The 14,066-nt window shown below is 33.9% G+C and carries 12 protein-coding genes and 3 tRNA genes; 5 read left to right on the top strand and 10 right to left on the bottom strand.

Annotation, left to right across the window (positions count from 1 at the left end; translation table 11 throughout):
• The first annotated feature begins 167 nt into the window (after nucleotides 1–167).
• On the top strand, nucleotides 168–4,385 hold the full coding sequence (locus ASM33_RS04655) for a DEAD/DEAH box helicase family protein (protein WP_110410170.1): 4,218 nt from the start codon (nucleotides 168–170) through the stop codon (nucleotides 4,383–4,385).
• Between the two features lie 85 nt (nucleotides 4,386–4,470).
• On the opposite strand, the gene ASM33_RS04650 is transcribed toward ASM33_RS04655, so the two are convergent.
• From ASM33_RS04650 to ASM33_RS04615, 8 genes are all read right to left on the bottom strand, one after another.
• Nucleotides 4,471–4,543 (bottom strand) — tRNA-Val (locus tag ASM33_RS04650).
• 105 nt (nucleotides 4,544–4,648) lie between these two features.
• Nucleotides 4,649–5,656, bottom strand: coding sequence for an NAD(P)/FAD-dependent oxidoreductase (locus tag ASM33_RS04645; RefSeq protein WP_110410171.1), 1,008 nt, complete (start codon nucleotides 5,654–5,656; stop codon nucleotides 4,649–4,651).
• Between the two features lie 76 nt (nucleotides 5,657–5,732).
• Nucleotides 5,733–6,287 (bottom strand): hypothetical protein, encoded by a 555-nt coding sequence (locus ASM33_RS04640; RefSeq protein WP_162297607.1) that lies wholly within the window; start codon nucleotides 6,285–6,287, stop codon nucleotides 5,733–5,735.
• Between the two features lie 19 nt (nucleotides 6,288–6,306).
• Nucleotides 6,307–7,035, bottom strand: coding sequence for an IS4 family transposase (locus ASM33_RS04635; protein ID WP_110409534.1), 729 nt, complete (start codon nucleotides 7,033–7,035; stop codon nucleotides 6,307–6,309).
• A complete protein-coding gene (locus ASM33_RS04630; RefSeq protein ID WP_110409715.1) occupies nucleotides 7,029–7,430 on the bottom strand; it encodes a hypothetical protein in 402 nt (133 codons plus the stop codon). Before ASM33_RS04630 ends, ASM33_RS04635 begins: the two co-directional genes overlap by 7 nt.
• Before the next feature lie 33 nt (nucleotides 7,431–7,463).
• Nucleotides 7,464–9,752, bottom strand: coding sequence for a hypothetical protein (locus ASM33_RS04625; protein ID WP_110410173.1), 2,289 nt, complete (start codon nucleotides 9,750–9,752; stop codon nucleotides 7,464–7,466).
• 118 nt (nucleotides 9,753–9,870) lie between these two features.
• The gene (gene nuoF, locus ASM33_RS04620) at nucleotides 9,871–11,133 is read right to left on the bottom strand and encodes an NADH-quinone oxidoreductase subunit NuoF (RefSeq protein ID WP_110410174.1); all 1,263 of its coding nucleotides are present in this window, start codon (nucleotides 11,131–11,133) and stop codon (nucleotides 9,871–9,873) included.
• Between the two features lie 19 nt (nucleotides 11,134–11,152).
• Nucleotides 11,153–11,225, bottom strand: a tRNA-Lys gene (locus tag ASM33_RS04615).
• Nucleotides 11,226–11,400: 175 nt separating this feature from the next.
• On the opposite strand from ASM33_RS04615, the gene ASM33_RS04610 reads away from it, so the two are divergent.
• The 4 genes from ASM33_RS04610 (at nucleotide 11,401) to ASM33_RS04595 (ending at nucleotide 12,904) form a co-directional block, all read left to right on the top strand.
• Nucleotides 11,401–11,691, top strand: coding sequence for a hypothetical protein (locus ASM33_RS04610; protein WP_110410175.1), 291 nt, complete (start codon nucleotides 11,401–11,403; stop codon nucleotides 11,689–11,691).
• Nucleotides 11,692–11,756: 65 nt separating this feature from the next.
• Nucleotides 11,757–12,041 carry a hypothetical protein gene (locus tag ASM33_RS04605; protein WP_110410176.1) on the top strand — a complete coding sequence of 95 codons (285 nt, stop codon included), beginning with the start codon at nucleotides 11,757–11,759 and terminating at the stop codon, nucleotides 12,039–12,041.
• Between the two features lie 182 nt (nucleotides 12,042–12,223).
• Nucleotides 12,224–12,514 (top strand): hypothetical protein, encoded by a 291-nt coding sequence (locus ASM33_RS04600; RefSeq protein ID WP_110410177.1) that lies wholly within the window; start codon nucleotides 12,224–12,226, stop codon nucleotides 12,512–12,514.
• 117 nt (nucleotides 12,515–12,631) lie between these two features.
• Nucleotides 12,632–12,904 carry a hypothetical protein gene (locus tag ASM33_RS04595; protein WP_110410178.1) on the top strand — a complete coding sequence of 91 codons (273 nt, stop codon included), beginning with the start codon at nucleotides 12,632–12,634 and terminating at the stop codon, nucleotides 12,902–12,904.
• Between the two features lie 141 nt (nucleotides 12,905–13,045).
• Here ASM33_RS04595 and ASM33_RS04590 read toward each other — a convergent pair.
• Nucleotides 13,046–13,117 (bottom strand) — tRNA-Cys (locus tag ASM33_RS04590).
• Between the two features lie 10 nt (nucleotides 13,118–13,127).
• Nucleotides 13,128–14,030 carry a class I fructose-bisphosphate aldolase gene (locus tag ASM33_RS04585; RefSeq protein ID WP_110410179.1) on the bottom strand — a complete coding sequence of 301 codons (903 nt, stop codon included), beginning with the start codon at nucleotides 14,028–14,030 and terminating at the stop codon, nucleotides 13,128–13,130.
• Nucleotides 14,031–14,066: the final 36 nt, after the last annotated feature.

Here is a 14,066-nt window from a genome sequence, read left to right as displayed (position 1 = left end):
TATAATATTTATAGATTGTAAAAACGCTTTAACTATACAGTCTTATTAAATTATCATATGTAGTGTTAAAATCAAGCCACTTCAAGTTAACTTTATTGTAATATTATCAACATCACTTGCATTTTTAATATTATCTGTCTATAATATAAGTTAATTATGGAGGAGATATGTTAAACATTGAAGAAAAGTCTAAAATTGTTAAAGCAGGAAAAAAGGTATATCTAGGATACCTTTTATTGGATATGCTTAATGATAAAAAAAACAGTTATTTTAGTATAAATGACAAGAGGGGCTTATCACTAAATGAGTTTGTAACAGAGTTAATCAAAGAAAAAAAAGTAGATGAATTTTCTGAAAAAGTAAAAATAGGAAAAAAGGATTATGAAATTCATATAGAAAAAAGTTCCGATGGTAAATACAATGTAAAAATTGTCAGCAATGCAGTATCTGACGACAAAGATTCAGGTTATGAAAGCGACGATAATCAAGAAATTCAAACTCAGGACATAAAATTTAAACCGAAAAATGAGTATAATGGTGAGGATTTTTCAAATTTATGTAATAAGCATGAGTTAATCCTTAGTTGCAACAATAACGGCAATTATGCTTTTAGTACTAACATAGATAACCATACAATCGGTGGTCCTGATAAAATCGATTTATATCCAATACATATATCCAACCTTTATCAAATGATCAATCATGCAAATGATGGTACAAAAAATCCTGACGTGTTAATTGCTATGGCAACAGGATCTGGAAAATCATTCACACAAGCGTTGTGGACTTTTGTATTGGATTTAGCAGGTTATCATGGAGTTTGTGCAGTTCATCAGGATGCTTTAGCAAATCAACTAAGAGAAGATTTTTGCAGACTACTGCCAAATAGTATTACTGATAAAGTAAAGTTATGTGATAAAGGTACAACTAATAATATAGATCCTAATTCACATATAATAACTACTCATGATACTCTCTTTAAAGAAAAGTTAGGTGAGTTTAAACATTTATTTGCTAAAAATAATAAATGGTGGATTAGTGTTGATGAAGCACATAAGGCAACTGAGGTAGAACTATATAAAAAAAGTATTGAAGATTTGAAAAATCCCATTGCATTTTTAACTGCAACACCTTCGGAAGTTATTGCTGAACGAGCTGGTTGTGTTATAAATCTTTCTCTGAGAGAAAAAGAAGAACAGGGTCTTTCCAAAGCACCTGTTGTAAAAACTAAAATAGCAAAAAGCCGTATCGAGAGAGCTAAGAAGAAATCCAAATTTAATTTTGGAGAAAGGATAGCATTATGGTTTGCTAGCGTTATCGAGAAAGAAAGATTGAGCTCAGCACATAAATTCATTAGCAGCATTGAGGAATCTGTGATTTATAGAAAAGTTACTGACCCTTTTTATGTATCAAGTGCTGATAATAATAGTGAAGATGATATCAGGAAAAGCTTGAGATGGAATGTTCATCTTCCAATAGGGGAAAAATTTTTAGGTTTGGTTGGGCGTGGTAATCATGACGCAGTAGTCAATTTTCACCTTATGCTACATGGTGATCAGATTGGTAGCGCATACGAAAATGGAAATAAAGTTTCTCGTGAAAATGTATATAATTTTTTTGGATTAAGCGTCTTATCTACTCATCGAGAAAAATTAGATGAAGCTTATTTGCAAAGATATGAAAAATCGAAACAGGAATTGAGGGAAGCAGGTTTATGTAATTATTTAATGGATCATCACGGGTATGATTCAAATAAAGCAAAAGATTTTATAGAACGTAATGTAGATTATTCTAATAATGCTGCAAGATATCAAGAATTTCATGTTCTGCATGGCATCATTGAAAATACCATTTCAGACCTTACTGGTTATGATAGTATCACCTTAGATAACAAAAGACGCCACGATTTGAACTCATTAGTTGAAGAAGTTAAGGTAAAATTATCATCCAAAACTATTGAAGAATATAAAACTCAAGTATTAGGCAATCTTATTAGTGAAGGTATTCCAGAGAGTATAGCTGAAGATATAGCAGAGCAGGAAGCTATAGTTTTAAATACTTTAATGAAAAACAAGGGTGACGATAAATTCCTTAAAATGATCGTTGATAACTGGTCACTTGATCAAAAAATTCATGATGAGTATAGTAGCCGGAATTTGTTATCAGATTTACAACCATTTTGTAAAAAACATAAAACTATCTTTTTAGTTAAGGGGTTACAAAAGAGTGCTACAGAAATTGAGGATAATAGACCATTTTTTAATTTAGAAGAAAAATCATTTAAGTTATCTGAGGATGGTCATGATGAACTAAAGAGTAAAATAAAACATAAATTAAGTACTATAGAAGCACTTGATGATACGACGAAACAATATTATTACGAACCTAACTATTGTCCTCCAGAATACACCGAAAAAGTGGTTGATAAATTATCTAAAAAGAGGCTGATAGGTAGCTATATCACCAGTGAAAAGACTACTGGATTTAATGATCTGAGTTTATGCAATGTTGGCATTATCATAGATGAAACGGATGAAAATATTAATGATCCAGCTGAAAGTATACAGGGTTTTGGTAGGAATAGAGCACTAAATTGGGCACAACAGCCAATTTTTCATCTTGTTACAAAATCAGGAGTAAAGGTAAGTTTTAATGTTAATGAGTTAACAAAAAATGGCTACATTAAAGCTCTGAATAAAGCTAATAAGAAACATCATAAAGAACTAGTAAAAAGACTTGGATCTAAGATTGCAAAACAAATACAAGGTTATATTGATATAAATACTGAGCCATCAGGAAAAATTGATTCTAGTCATTTAGAAAATCAATTAATTGAAATTATCTGGAATGAGTACGAGGATTTATATAACCAAAACAATCATGATAATCAAAAAACAAAAGATGATTTTATTAATGCTCTAAATGATACATATAAGATACTTTATTCTTATAAAGATGATATAAAAAAGAATTATCAGCTGCCTATGTCAGCTCACGTGATAACTTTCATTTTGGAGTTGATTACAAAAATTGTCTACTGGTTCAAAACACGTTCTTCATACAAAGAATTTAAGCAAGAAGCGAAAAAGCTAGAAAATAATGAAAACAAAGATGAATTAATAAATGAAAGAACATACGCGCATATAATTCAAAATTATAAATATAAAGACATTATTAGCAATGGGTTAGCACTGAAAAAGCTTCTTAATTTGGTAAAAGATAAGGGTAAAAGTAGTGAAGGCTTTATGATGGTAAATCTACATGAATTTGTAACAGAAGAAAGAAAAGAAGAATTTAACAAATTGAACCAAACTATAAAAACTTTATTGGATAAGTTAGTTAAAACTACTACTCTAAGTAGAGAGCAGAAAGAACAAATAACACAGTACATTAATAAAAAAAATTCATGGGTTAAAGAGATATATGATCATAGACAATCATTAAACAAGCAAGATTTGAGTAATATATCTAGTGTAGTATTCAATATAATTTCAAGTGATTATGCAATTAAGCAGTACTTGGAGAAGGAAAAAATTATAAAAGAAAAGCTTGATGTTGATGTTTCCAAAGATCCATCTATTGTATTGCTATTTGAGCAATTGCAAAACTCTGCTTTTATAAAAGAGTTAGCTAATGGTAATTATGAAAATATTGTAGATAAAGATAAGGCAGAAACATACATTGAAAATAGTATAACTCACTATTTTCAGTCTAAGACTTACCAAAAATTACTTAATTATTTCATATCACCACTTAAGGAAGAGCACCTACTTGCTATTTTAAATGCAATTTATCCAGAAAACAGTGCTCAAGAAGCAGAACCAAATGATAAAAAGTTAAAAAAGATATTAGAATTTAAGAAAAGTGTAGATAATCGGGAACAATTTACAGAAATAGTCAAAAAATGTGGGGGTATAGAAGAAATATACAAGATCCAAAAGCATATATATCAAACATGTTGGGAAATCTTACGTTGTCATTGTTATTATCGCAGTATGAGTGAGAAAGGTGGATACATTTGCGATAGAAAAAACAGTGAAGTAAACCCAAAGCTATACAACAATCAGACTAAAGAACATCAAATATGGAAAATGAAGGATGCTAATCTTAGTGGTTTGATTGCTATGTGCAATAAGGTTCAATTTATTAGTGGTAGTATTCAATCATTTAACGATGTTGCTAAGATAGACTGTTTAGATCGTCAACAAGAAGCTGAGCATATGGAAAAAGCTGCAGAAAAGCTCAAGTTATTCAAAATAGCTCTTGGCTCTAGTAGTAACAAGGAAAATCCTCAAATGGTAGAGGAAGTAGCATCAGAATTAAAAAAATTGAAGCCATTAACAAGTCAACACTATAATGCCGTTCAACAAGCACGAAGCAGATAATATCAGGATATGACGGATTAAAATTGGCTATCCTAGGCAGACTTTCTAGTTATGCTAGAATGAATGCAGAAAAACTTGCAAGAAATGGGCGATGACAGACTTGAACTGCCGACCTCCTCGGTGTAAACGAGATGCTCTACCAGCTGAGCTAATCGCCCTTTTATGATCTAATTCTATAGTTCAATATCGTAGTTGTAAATAAAAAGTAGAAAATATAATTTGTCTTCTTAAAATAACTCTATACTTAGTATACTTTTTCTTGTTTATTTTTCCCCATGAACTCCTTTTGAAGTTGAATATTGAAAATTAACTGGGGAGTTGTAAATAATCCTGTATATATCATAGCAAGCCATGGCGCTTTCAGCAAATCCGTTTAAGATTAGCTTTAATTTTCCTGAATAAGTAGCTATATCTCCAATTGCATATATTTTGTCTCTACTTGTTTTTAGCGTGGCAGGGTCAACAACTATGCGGCTATGTTCCAACTGTATTCCCCAATTATTTATTGGACCAAGATTCATTGATAATCCAAAAAATGGTAGTAAAAAATCAGCAAATATTTCTTTTTCTTGCTTAGTTGTAATGTCTTTCACTATTACTGAACTCAGTTGTCCATTGTTTCCAACCAGCTCATGCAACTGATATGGTACTACGAGCTCTATTTTTCCAGCGTTTACCAATAATTCTAATTTATTTTTGGTTTCTGGGGTACAACGAAATTCCTTTCTTCTATGTATCACATAAATTTTCTTTGCAACTTTAGAAAGCTCTACCGTCCAATCCGCTGCAGAATCACCACCGCCTGCGATAACTATAGTTTTGTTCTGAAAATTAGAAATTTTATTTATACTATAAAATACAGATTTATTTTCATACTCTAATATAGAATCCAAAGGTGGACGATTAGGTTCAAACATTCCATTACCTGCAGCAATGATAACAGCTTTACATTTTACCTCTGTGCCTGTACTAGTCATTACAGTAAAATTTCCACAGTTATCGTCCAAGATTTTTTCTACTTTTTGACCAAAATGATAAATAGGTTTAAATGGTGAAGCTTGCTCCATTAGCTGGTCAATGAGCTTTTGCGCAGTGATAATAGGATAACCTGGTATATCATATATGGGCTTTTCTGGATAAAGAGCAGTGCATTGTCCACCTGCTTGGCTCAGAATATCTATTATATGGCACTTCATATCAAGCATTCCTGCTTGAAAAGCAGTAAATATTCCAATTGGTCCAGCGCCTATTATTACTATGTCAGTTTCCACACTTTCAACTTAGATAATAATTTATTTATAGATGTTTTTACTAATAACGTCAATTTAATGAACGTGTGGCACCATACTAAAGAGTTTGTTCTACATTAACGTGAGCATTGATATTCGTAGATTCCATTTTAGTCGAAGGAGTTAAATACGATGTAATTGCTGCTCCTATAATGAGCAATGCTCCTATACCCAGCAATACTAGTGATTGCATTATTGCTGCTGCAACAAGACACCCAACCGCAAGAAAAGCGCAACCTATTGCAATTGTAGTGTAAGATGTTTTGTTACTTGATTGTTTTGTAAGTAGAGTACATTCATTGTTATCTTCATTACTTAGGGTTGCTTGTTGTTCTATTTGACTTTCATTATCCTCATTGTCTGGTGTTTCTGCCTGAGGGAGTAATGTCATTTGACTTCTAGCATTGTCCTCATTGTCTGTGGTTTCTTCCTGGGTGGATAATGTCACTTGATCTCTTGCATTATCCTCTGTCATTCCAGCGTCAGCTTGTATCTGATTTTCTTTTTCCTGGAGTCCAGTGTTATGCGCTTGAGTGACATCAGATTCTAGTGCTTTTTCCTGCGGAATTAATGTCATAATAGTATCAGGTAATGTCATCCCAGTGCGTGACACACAAGTGTACGAACGTTTGTTATGGAAAGTGAAAAAGGTAATAATCGTAGACTTTTTCTGGGTTTCCACCACAATATTCAATGACAGGTTTTAGGATTTCAAGCCTGAGTTCATTCATAAAAGCTCTCCTTGCAAACTTATAACTCTTGATTTCGCTGCGTTTTCTGTATTCTGTTAATAAAACCGAAGCAATAAGAATCATGTATAGTGTGACCAAAATTGTGTTTTTGCTATGTCCAAGAAAATGCTTCGTGTTGAGCTCCTGCTTGATAAATTTGAAGAAAACTTCTATTGACCAGCGCCTTTTGTAAAGAGCGCAGACTTCTTCAGCAGACATTTCATAAATATTAGTCAAAAATGTGAGAACTTCGCCATTCTGTCGATTTTGCGCTTTAATTAGCCTGATTTCAAACGACAAAAATCTTGAACCTTTTTGCCCCAGCCTGACTACTACATCTTCCATTAGCTCAAGCGTTCCAGTCTGCATGCCTGCAACTTTTCCGTGGATACGCACAATTTGATAACGAATATTATCGTTGCCACGTGTGATAAAATGTATGCCTTTATCTATAAACTCCTCGAAAGTTGCACGTTTTTGCAGTCCTCGATCAAATATGCAAATCGACTCTTGACCGTGATTTAAAATCATTTCCCGGAACGATGTGCTGTCAGAGGAGCCCTTGGCTTGAGTATACAAGTTCAGCAACTTTGCAAACCTGCCGTCAGTGGCAACGGTGCACTTTACCATATTCTTTGCACCACCACGCCATGGTATGCAGATTGCAGTAATTTGCTCGATAACTGCAGGGTTGTGGAATCTATAATTAATAGCTTTTCTTGGTCTTTTTGGTTACAAAAACTTTGTAAAACGAACGAAAAAATTCTTTCGAAGTACTTAATTGGTATCGTTTTTAAGCGGCTTGCCACCGATGAATGGCGCGTATTCAGGCAAAACATCCGACGATAATTTTCCTCGATAGTCCGCAAGCTCAGCTCGTTTTTCTCCAATATGCTGTACAGCAGTAAATTAAATATATTTTCTCCCGTAAGTTTGCCCACTTTGTAATCAACGCCAACCGCTTTGCCTATTTCATCTAACACTGCTTTCGGCAATTTTGATATTATTTCTTTGTAATAAAACACACTTCACACCCTAATTTTTTTCCTATCTTATCGCTAAATTAGACGTTCGTACAGTTGTGTGCTTGACACTGGGATCTGCATGTTTTGTTCTTCCTTAATTCTAGTGTCAGCTACTCGAACGACAGCAGGTGTTGGCTCTTTTTTAATTTGATCTTTTGCAGCTTCAGGTACTAGGATAATAACAGGTTCTAGCTCTTCTTTAATTGGTACTTCAGGTTTTTCAGAACTAGTTAATGTCATCCCAGCGCGTGACGCTGGGATCTTATTTTGATCTTCCTGGATTTCAGCGTCAGGCACTGGAATGACAGCAGGTTCCTGTTCTTTTGTGACTTGCTCTGGAACTTTTTCAGTATTAAGTGGTAGCTCTTTCTTATGTGTATTATCTTCAGTCCCTCCTAAGAATTGATTATGGTATTTAGAAGGAGGTCTTTGTCTACTTGGTCTTTTAGATCTTGTTTTGGTTGGATGATTTAGTCTCATCTTTTCTTCATACTCTTTTGATCCTGATTTTTTTTTAGGTGAATCTATTCCACTATCTTGTTCATCATCAGGCTGTTTTTGTAAACTTGCTCCTAGAGCTGGAGCAGCAGGATTTGGTTCAGGTGAACCCATTCCACTATCACCACTAACTCCTTTAGGTTCATCTAAGTTCTTACTTAGTATAGGTGATTCTGTAGGGGTTTGTGGTTCTGTTTTTGTTTTATTTCCTATTTGTGATCCTTCCATAGTTATGCGAAAATTGTCAGCCTCCCTTTCAAGTTGTCGCACACTTTCTTCCAGTGATTTACTATCAGTCTCCTTATTACCACTTTCCTCAACAATCTCCGCTGATGTTTCTCCTTCATCTGGAAATTGCAATCGTGTTGAATAGTGAATTGTATCAAATTTTTTATATTTTTGCATTAAGCCATCACCTATGATTGATGTACGATATAAAGTAGATAAATGTAAAGTAGATAAATCTGGACAAGACTGAACATAATTCCCTTTCTGTTCATTGTACATTTCATCTGATGTATCATCTAAAATAGATAAATCTGGACAAGAATGAATAAAACCCTCTTCCTGTTCATTGTACATTTCATCTGATGTATCATCTAAAGTAAATAAATCTTGATAAAACTGAACACAACCTTTTTTCTGTTTATTGTATATTTTATCTATTTTTTTTAAGTCATGAAATTTTTCATATGCATTTTGTACAATGTCTAGAAACTCTGATATATTTAACCTTTTAGCAATTTTGTGAGTAGTTTCTCCTGTTGATTTATTTTGCACATTATGCGCTGCTTGGAGTATTAGCTCCATAATACTAATATTACACGAATCAATTTCTTCGTTTATTGTTTTATCATTCGTTTTTACTAAATATATGATACTATGTAGAGTGTTGTCATCAATAACACCTTTTTTATTAATCAAATTTTTTAAATTTAACTCAATGTCTTCTATAGTCATCGTTGTTGATTCTGTAGGTTTAGAATCAGATCTCTTTTGTTCAAGTGCATCATCTACAACTACTAGAACTTTCTCCTTTTCCTGTTCTTCAGCTTCTTCCAGTTTTGCACGTGCATCATCTACAACTGCTGGAACTTCCTTCTTTTCCTGTTCTTTAGCTTCTTCCAGTTTTGCACGTGCATTATCTACAACTGCTAGAAATTCCTTCTTTTCCTGTTCTTTAGCTATTGCATAAGCAGTTTTGCTTTGACTTTCATCTTTCACATCAGCTGCTTTATCTACTAAGTCTATAATTTCAGTATTATTTGAACCAATTTCGCTCTCTATTGTTTTATCATTATTACTGATTATACTTATAATATGCGGAATACTCTTTTTATCAATTGCTATTCCCAATGAATACTTGGTTTGCTGTATAGTCATTGGTCTTATTGGTCTCTCAGATATTAGATCCTCAGATAATTCCATCGGTTTCTTTTGTTCCTTATTCTCTAGCCTTGGCTGAATTTGTTCTATAGTCATCGTTGTTGATGATACTAAAGTATTTTTACCTTTATGTTTAATCTTCTCAGGTTTCTCTTGTTTCTTTTTTTCCGGACCTTTAGAGCCTTGACTAAATACTTGTTTTGCACCTTGTGCTAGTTTTTCACGCAATCTTGAAGCTTTTGTACCCTTAGGCTCACTGGAATTTACAGCAGGGCGTACAGTAGGTTTAGAAGTTTTATTACCATTATTAAGCCCACTCACATCTTCAGAAAATTCACTTTTCGACGTGACTTTTCCAGGGTTACCTCTTCCACCAGCAACTACATCTCCTATGTTAGTGTTTTTTTTAGCTATCGCGCCTTTTATAGTTGTCAACATAGCACTCTTCCATACACAATTAAATGCATGGATACCTTTATAAAGTTAAATTTTTATTAAAATCAGTTTTGATATAAATAACCTTTAATAAAATTTGCAATTAAGATTATTCTATGAATTAAGCTATTGATCTCTCCTCAATAACGTGGCGAAAATGTCTGATTAGCCCTTGGACTGGCCACGCTGCAGCATCACCAAGTGCGCAGATGGTGTGTCCTTCTATTTGAGTTGTAAGGTCAAGTAATTTGTCTATTTCACCTGGCTGAATATTTCCTGCTACCATCCTTTTCATGATTCTCCACATCCATCCGGTGCCTTCACGGCATGGTGTGCATTGCCCACAGGACTCATGCATGTAAAAATGCGATAACCTCTCTATTGCAGCTATTATATCAGTTGATTTGTCCATCACGATTACAGCAGCGGTACCAAGCCCTGATTGAACTGCCCTTAGTGAGTCAAAATCCATTTCAATGGTATCGCATATAGATTTCGGAATTAATGGCACTGAAGATCCACCTGGTATTACCGCAAGTAAGTTATCCCAACCACCACGGACTCCACCTGCATATTTTTCAATTAATTCACGTAGTGGAATTCCAAGCTCCTCTTCAACGTTACATGGATTATTTACATGTCCTGAAATGCAAAATATTTTAGTACCAGTATTATTTGGCTTACCAAGAGATGCAAACCATTCACCACCACGTGTTAGAATATCTGGTACCATTGCTATAGTTTCGACATTGTTTATCGTAGTGGGACAACCAAAAAGTCCAACTCCTGCAGGAAATGGAGGTTTCATGCGAGGAAAGCCCTTTTTTCCCTCAATTGATTCAAGTTGAGCTGTTTCTTCTCCGCATATATAAGCGCCTGCACCTCTGTGAATAAACACATCAAGATCATAACCTGATTTGCAGGCATTTTTTCCTATTAGACCTTCTTTATAGGCTTCCTCAAGTGCTTCTTTTAGAATTAAATATTCGTTATAAAACTCACCTCTGATGTAAATGTAAGCAGCAGACGCATTTATCGCTTTGCCAGCCAGCACAATCCCTTCAAGTAACTTGTGTGGTTCATGTCGCAATATGTCCCTATCTTTACATGTACCAGGTTCTGACTCGTCCGCATTTACTACTAAATATGTTGGCTGCTCTTTTGGAAGATTTTTGGGCATAAAGCTCCATTTAAGGCCAGTAGAAAACCCTGCACCTCCTCTTCCTCTTAAGCCAGATTTTTTCACTTCATCAATGATTTTGTCTGATCCTAAATCCAAGAAATCTTTAGTTTTCTGCCAAGAGCCACGCTTTTTTGCGCCCTTGAGCAAAGGACTTTCCTTACCATTTAAATTAGTGAATATTTTGTCCTGTTCTTTTAGCATGTTTTTTTAAATTTGTGAGTGATCCCGACGCGATTCGAACGCGTGACCCACTGATTAAAAGTCAGTTGCTCTACCGGCTGAGCTACGGGATCATTTCATTTTCCAGCTATACTAAACATTGATACAGCTTTTATCTGTTTTAATCAAACTAAAATTTTTATACGTGGTTAAATAAATTGTACAATATACTGCATTAGTTATAATTTAGTTAAAAATTTCTTAATAATCTTTATGTATAATATAATTTATATTTTTTAGGAGTTATTTATGGCTATTCAAACAAAATGCGCTGAATTCAAGCGCTGTGACACGTATGGTGAAAAGATGCGGGTTTATTTAAAAGCAATTTTATATAAAGGCCATGAGCAATTTACTTACGATGTGGATGATCCAGCGAAGCAACGGGAATTATGTAATCTTCAAACAAGTAATAGGTATGTAAAGGTTGTATACGACACTCGTGATTGTAACGGTAATCTATGTCCTGTAATGATGGCTGAGCCAGTGAAAGATCGTGATTATTATGACGAGTATTGTGATGTATTTATAGATCATTAAATAATAGTTAAAATTTCTTAGTAATTTTCATATATAATATAATTTATATTTCTTAGGAGTTATTTATGGTATCTCAAACAAAATGTGCTGCAATCAAGAATTGTAGATTGCTGGATGATGGAGAGGTGCTGTATTATGCTGACGCATGTAAAGGTAATGAAAAATTTACTTATGCCCATTATGAAGACCTTTTCCCTGCGAAACCAGAGAAAAACTGGATATGTCCAAAGGGTCGTTATGTAAAGGCTGAATACTTTAGTGATAATTGTTCATCAGAAGGTGAATGTTATCCACATGAGATGAATCCAGCGAAAGAGATTGGGTATGTTCAAGGGCATTGCTGGACATAAGAAGTAATGTCTAATTTATAATATATTAAGATTGATGTTACTTCAAAATTTTACTTTTAAAGATCTGTGATAGTTGTGTTAACCACCAAAATGGCTTATTTGTACTTATTGCAAACTAAATAGTTAAAAATTTCTTAATAACTTTTATGTATAATATAATTTATATTTTTTAGGAGTTGTTTATGGTTATTCAAACAAAATGTGCTAAAATTACGGATTGTGATGTACATGGTGAAAATGTGAGGTATCATGCTGCAGCATCTAGAGGTAATGAACAATTTACTTTCCCTAATCATAAATACATGTTCCCTGCACAACAAGGGGAAAATTGGACATGCCCAAATGGTAATTATGTAAAGGTTGAATACGATATTAAGAATTATTTAGGAGATAATAGATATTTTGCATTTAATATGGAACCAGTGACAGATTCTGTGTGTGATCCTATATCTATTGATAATGAGCTCTTTTAATTCTACATCTAAATATAAGAAGTAATGCCGAATTTATAATACGTTAAGAATAATTAAAAATTTCTTAATAATTTTTATGTATAATATAGCATGATTTATATTTTTTAGGAGTTATTTATGGTAAATAAAACAAAATGCGCTGAAATTAAGTATTGTGATGTGGAAGGTGAACGTGTGCTGTATTATTCTGAAGCATGTAGAGGTAATGAAAAATTTGTCTTCGCTCATTCTAAAGATATTTTCCCTGCACAGCCAGGGGAAGAGTGGAAATGTCCAACTAATTATGTAAAGGTTCAATACGCTCCTGAGGGTTGTTCAGGAGATAATAGATGTTTTGCACTTGAAATGAATCCAGTGACAGATTCTAATTATTTTCACGAGCATTGTTGATAATTCTACATCTAAATATAAGAAGTAATATTGAATTTATAATATATTAAGATTGACATGATTTTAAAACTTTACTTTTAAATATGTCTGTAATTGTTATGCCAACCACTAAAATGGCTTATCTGTACTTATGCAAATAAGAGGCCGGGACCGGAATTGAACCGGTATAAAAGGATTTGCAGTCCTCCGCATAAGCCATTCTGCCACCCAGCCATTTTTATGATTACTCGCTGCTATAGATATTCATTATATCTTTTAACATAAATAAAGCTTCTTCTTTTTTACGCTGAAAAGTATTACGTCCAATTATTGAACCATTACCACCACCTTGCTTAATTTCTTTTGTTTCATTACATATATCATCTACTGCTTTTGACTCACCACCAGAAAAAACTACTATCCTTCTGCCAGCAAAGCAAGATTTTTTAACATACCCAATTCTTTTAGATAGCGAGTCAATATTTTCTGAGTCTATCTTTTCTTTTTCCAAATGCTGAGTTGGAAGTTTTACTTTTATGATATTAGCACCAAGCAAAGCTGCTATATGTGCAGCATAAGCAATAACATCAACCGCAGTTTCGCCTTCTTTCGAAATTCTCTCGCCACGTGGATAAGACCATAGCACTACTGCAAGTCCATAAGACTTGGCTTCAGCTATAATGTCACGAGCTTCTTCCATCATATCAAAACACTTAGCAGAACCAGGATATATAGTAAATCCAACAGCTACGCACCCCAAGCGGAGCGCATCCTTCACAGAAGCGGTTATTGCTTGGTCAGAAGTTAGATTTTTTGAGTGTAAAGAGTTGGAGCTATTAAGCTTTAAAATAAGTGGAAGCATTCCAGCATAAGTTGAAGCACCAGCTTCAATCATACCAAGCGGAGCAGCATATGCACTGACTCCTGAATCAACTGCAAGCTGAAAGTGGTAATGTGGATCATAAGCATCAGGGTTAACTTCAAAACTTTTAATTGGACCATGCTCAAATCCCTGATCTACAGGAAGAATTACCAATTTACTAGTGCCACCAAGCTTTCCATGCATTAAAATACGAGTGAGGTTTGCTTTTACCCCTGGATTTTCACTTTCATAGTAGCTTAGAATTTGTTTTACTTTCATTAACAGTGTGACTCATTAAAACTCGCTTAAAGTTTAACAAAA

Origin of the sequence: Wolbachia endosymbiont of Folsomia candida (assembly GCF_001931755.2) — a bacterium.
Classification (GTDB): Bacteria; Pseudomonadota; Alphaproteobacteria; order Rickettsiales; family Anaplasmataceae; genus Wolbachia.
The sequence above is the reverse complement of the archived record's forward strand: the minus strand, read 5'-3'. Positions and strand labels throughout refer to the sequence as shown.

Bases quoted from the DNA above. Each gene is read 5' to 3' on its own strand.
- ASM33_RS04655 (WP_110410170.1), top strand. From the start codon at position 168: ATGTTAAACATTGAAGAAAAGTCTAAAATTGTTAAAGCAGGAAAAAAG.
- ASM33_RS04635 (WP_110409534.1), bottom strand. From the start codon at position 7,035: ATGGTAAAGTGCACCGTTGCCACTGACGGCAGGTTTGCAAAGTTGCTG.
- ASM33_RS04625 (WP_110410173.1), bottom strand. From the start codon at position 9,752: ATGTTGACAACTATAAAAGGCGCGATAGCTAAAAAAAACACTAACATA.
- nuoF (WP_110410174.1), bottom strand. From the start codon at position 11,133: ATGCTAAAAGAACAGGACAAAATATTCACTAATTTAAATGGTAAGGAA.
- ASM33_RS04610 (WP_110410175.1), top strand. From the start codon at position 11,401: ATGGCTATTCAAACAAAATGCGCTGAATTCAAGCGCTGTGACACGTAT.
- ASM33_RS04605 (WP_110410176.1), top strand. From the start codon at position 11,757: ATGGTATCTCAAACAAAATGTGCTGCAATCAAGAATTGTAGATTGCTG.
- ASM33_RS04600 (WP_110410177.1), top strand. From the start codon at position 12,224: ATGGTTATTCAAACAAAATGTGCTAAAATTACGGATTGTGATGTACAT.
- ASM33_RS04595 (WP_110410178.1), top strand. From the start codon at position 12,632: ATGGTAAATAAAACAAAATGCGCTGAAATTAAGTATTGTGATGTGGAA.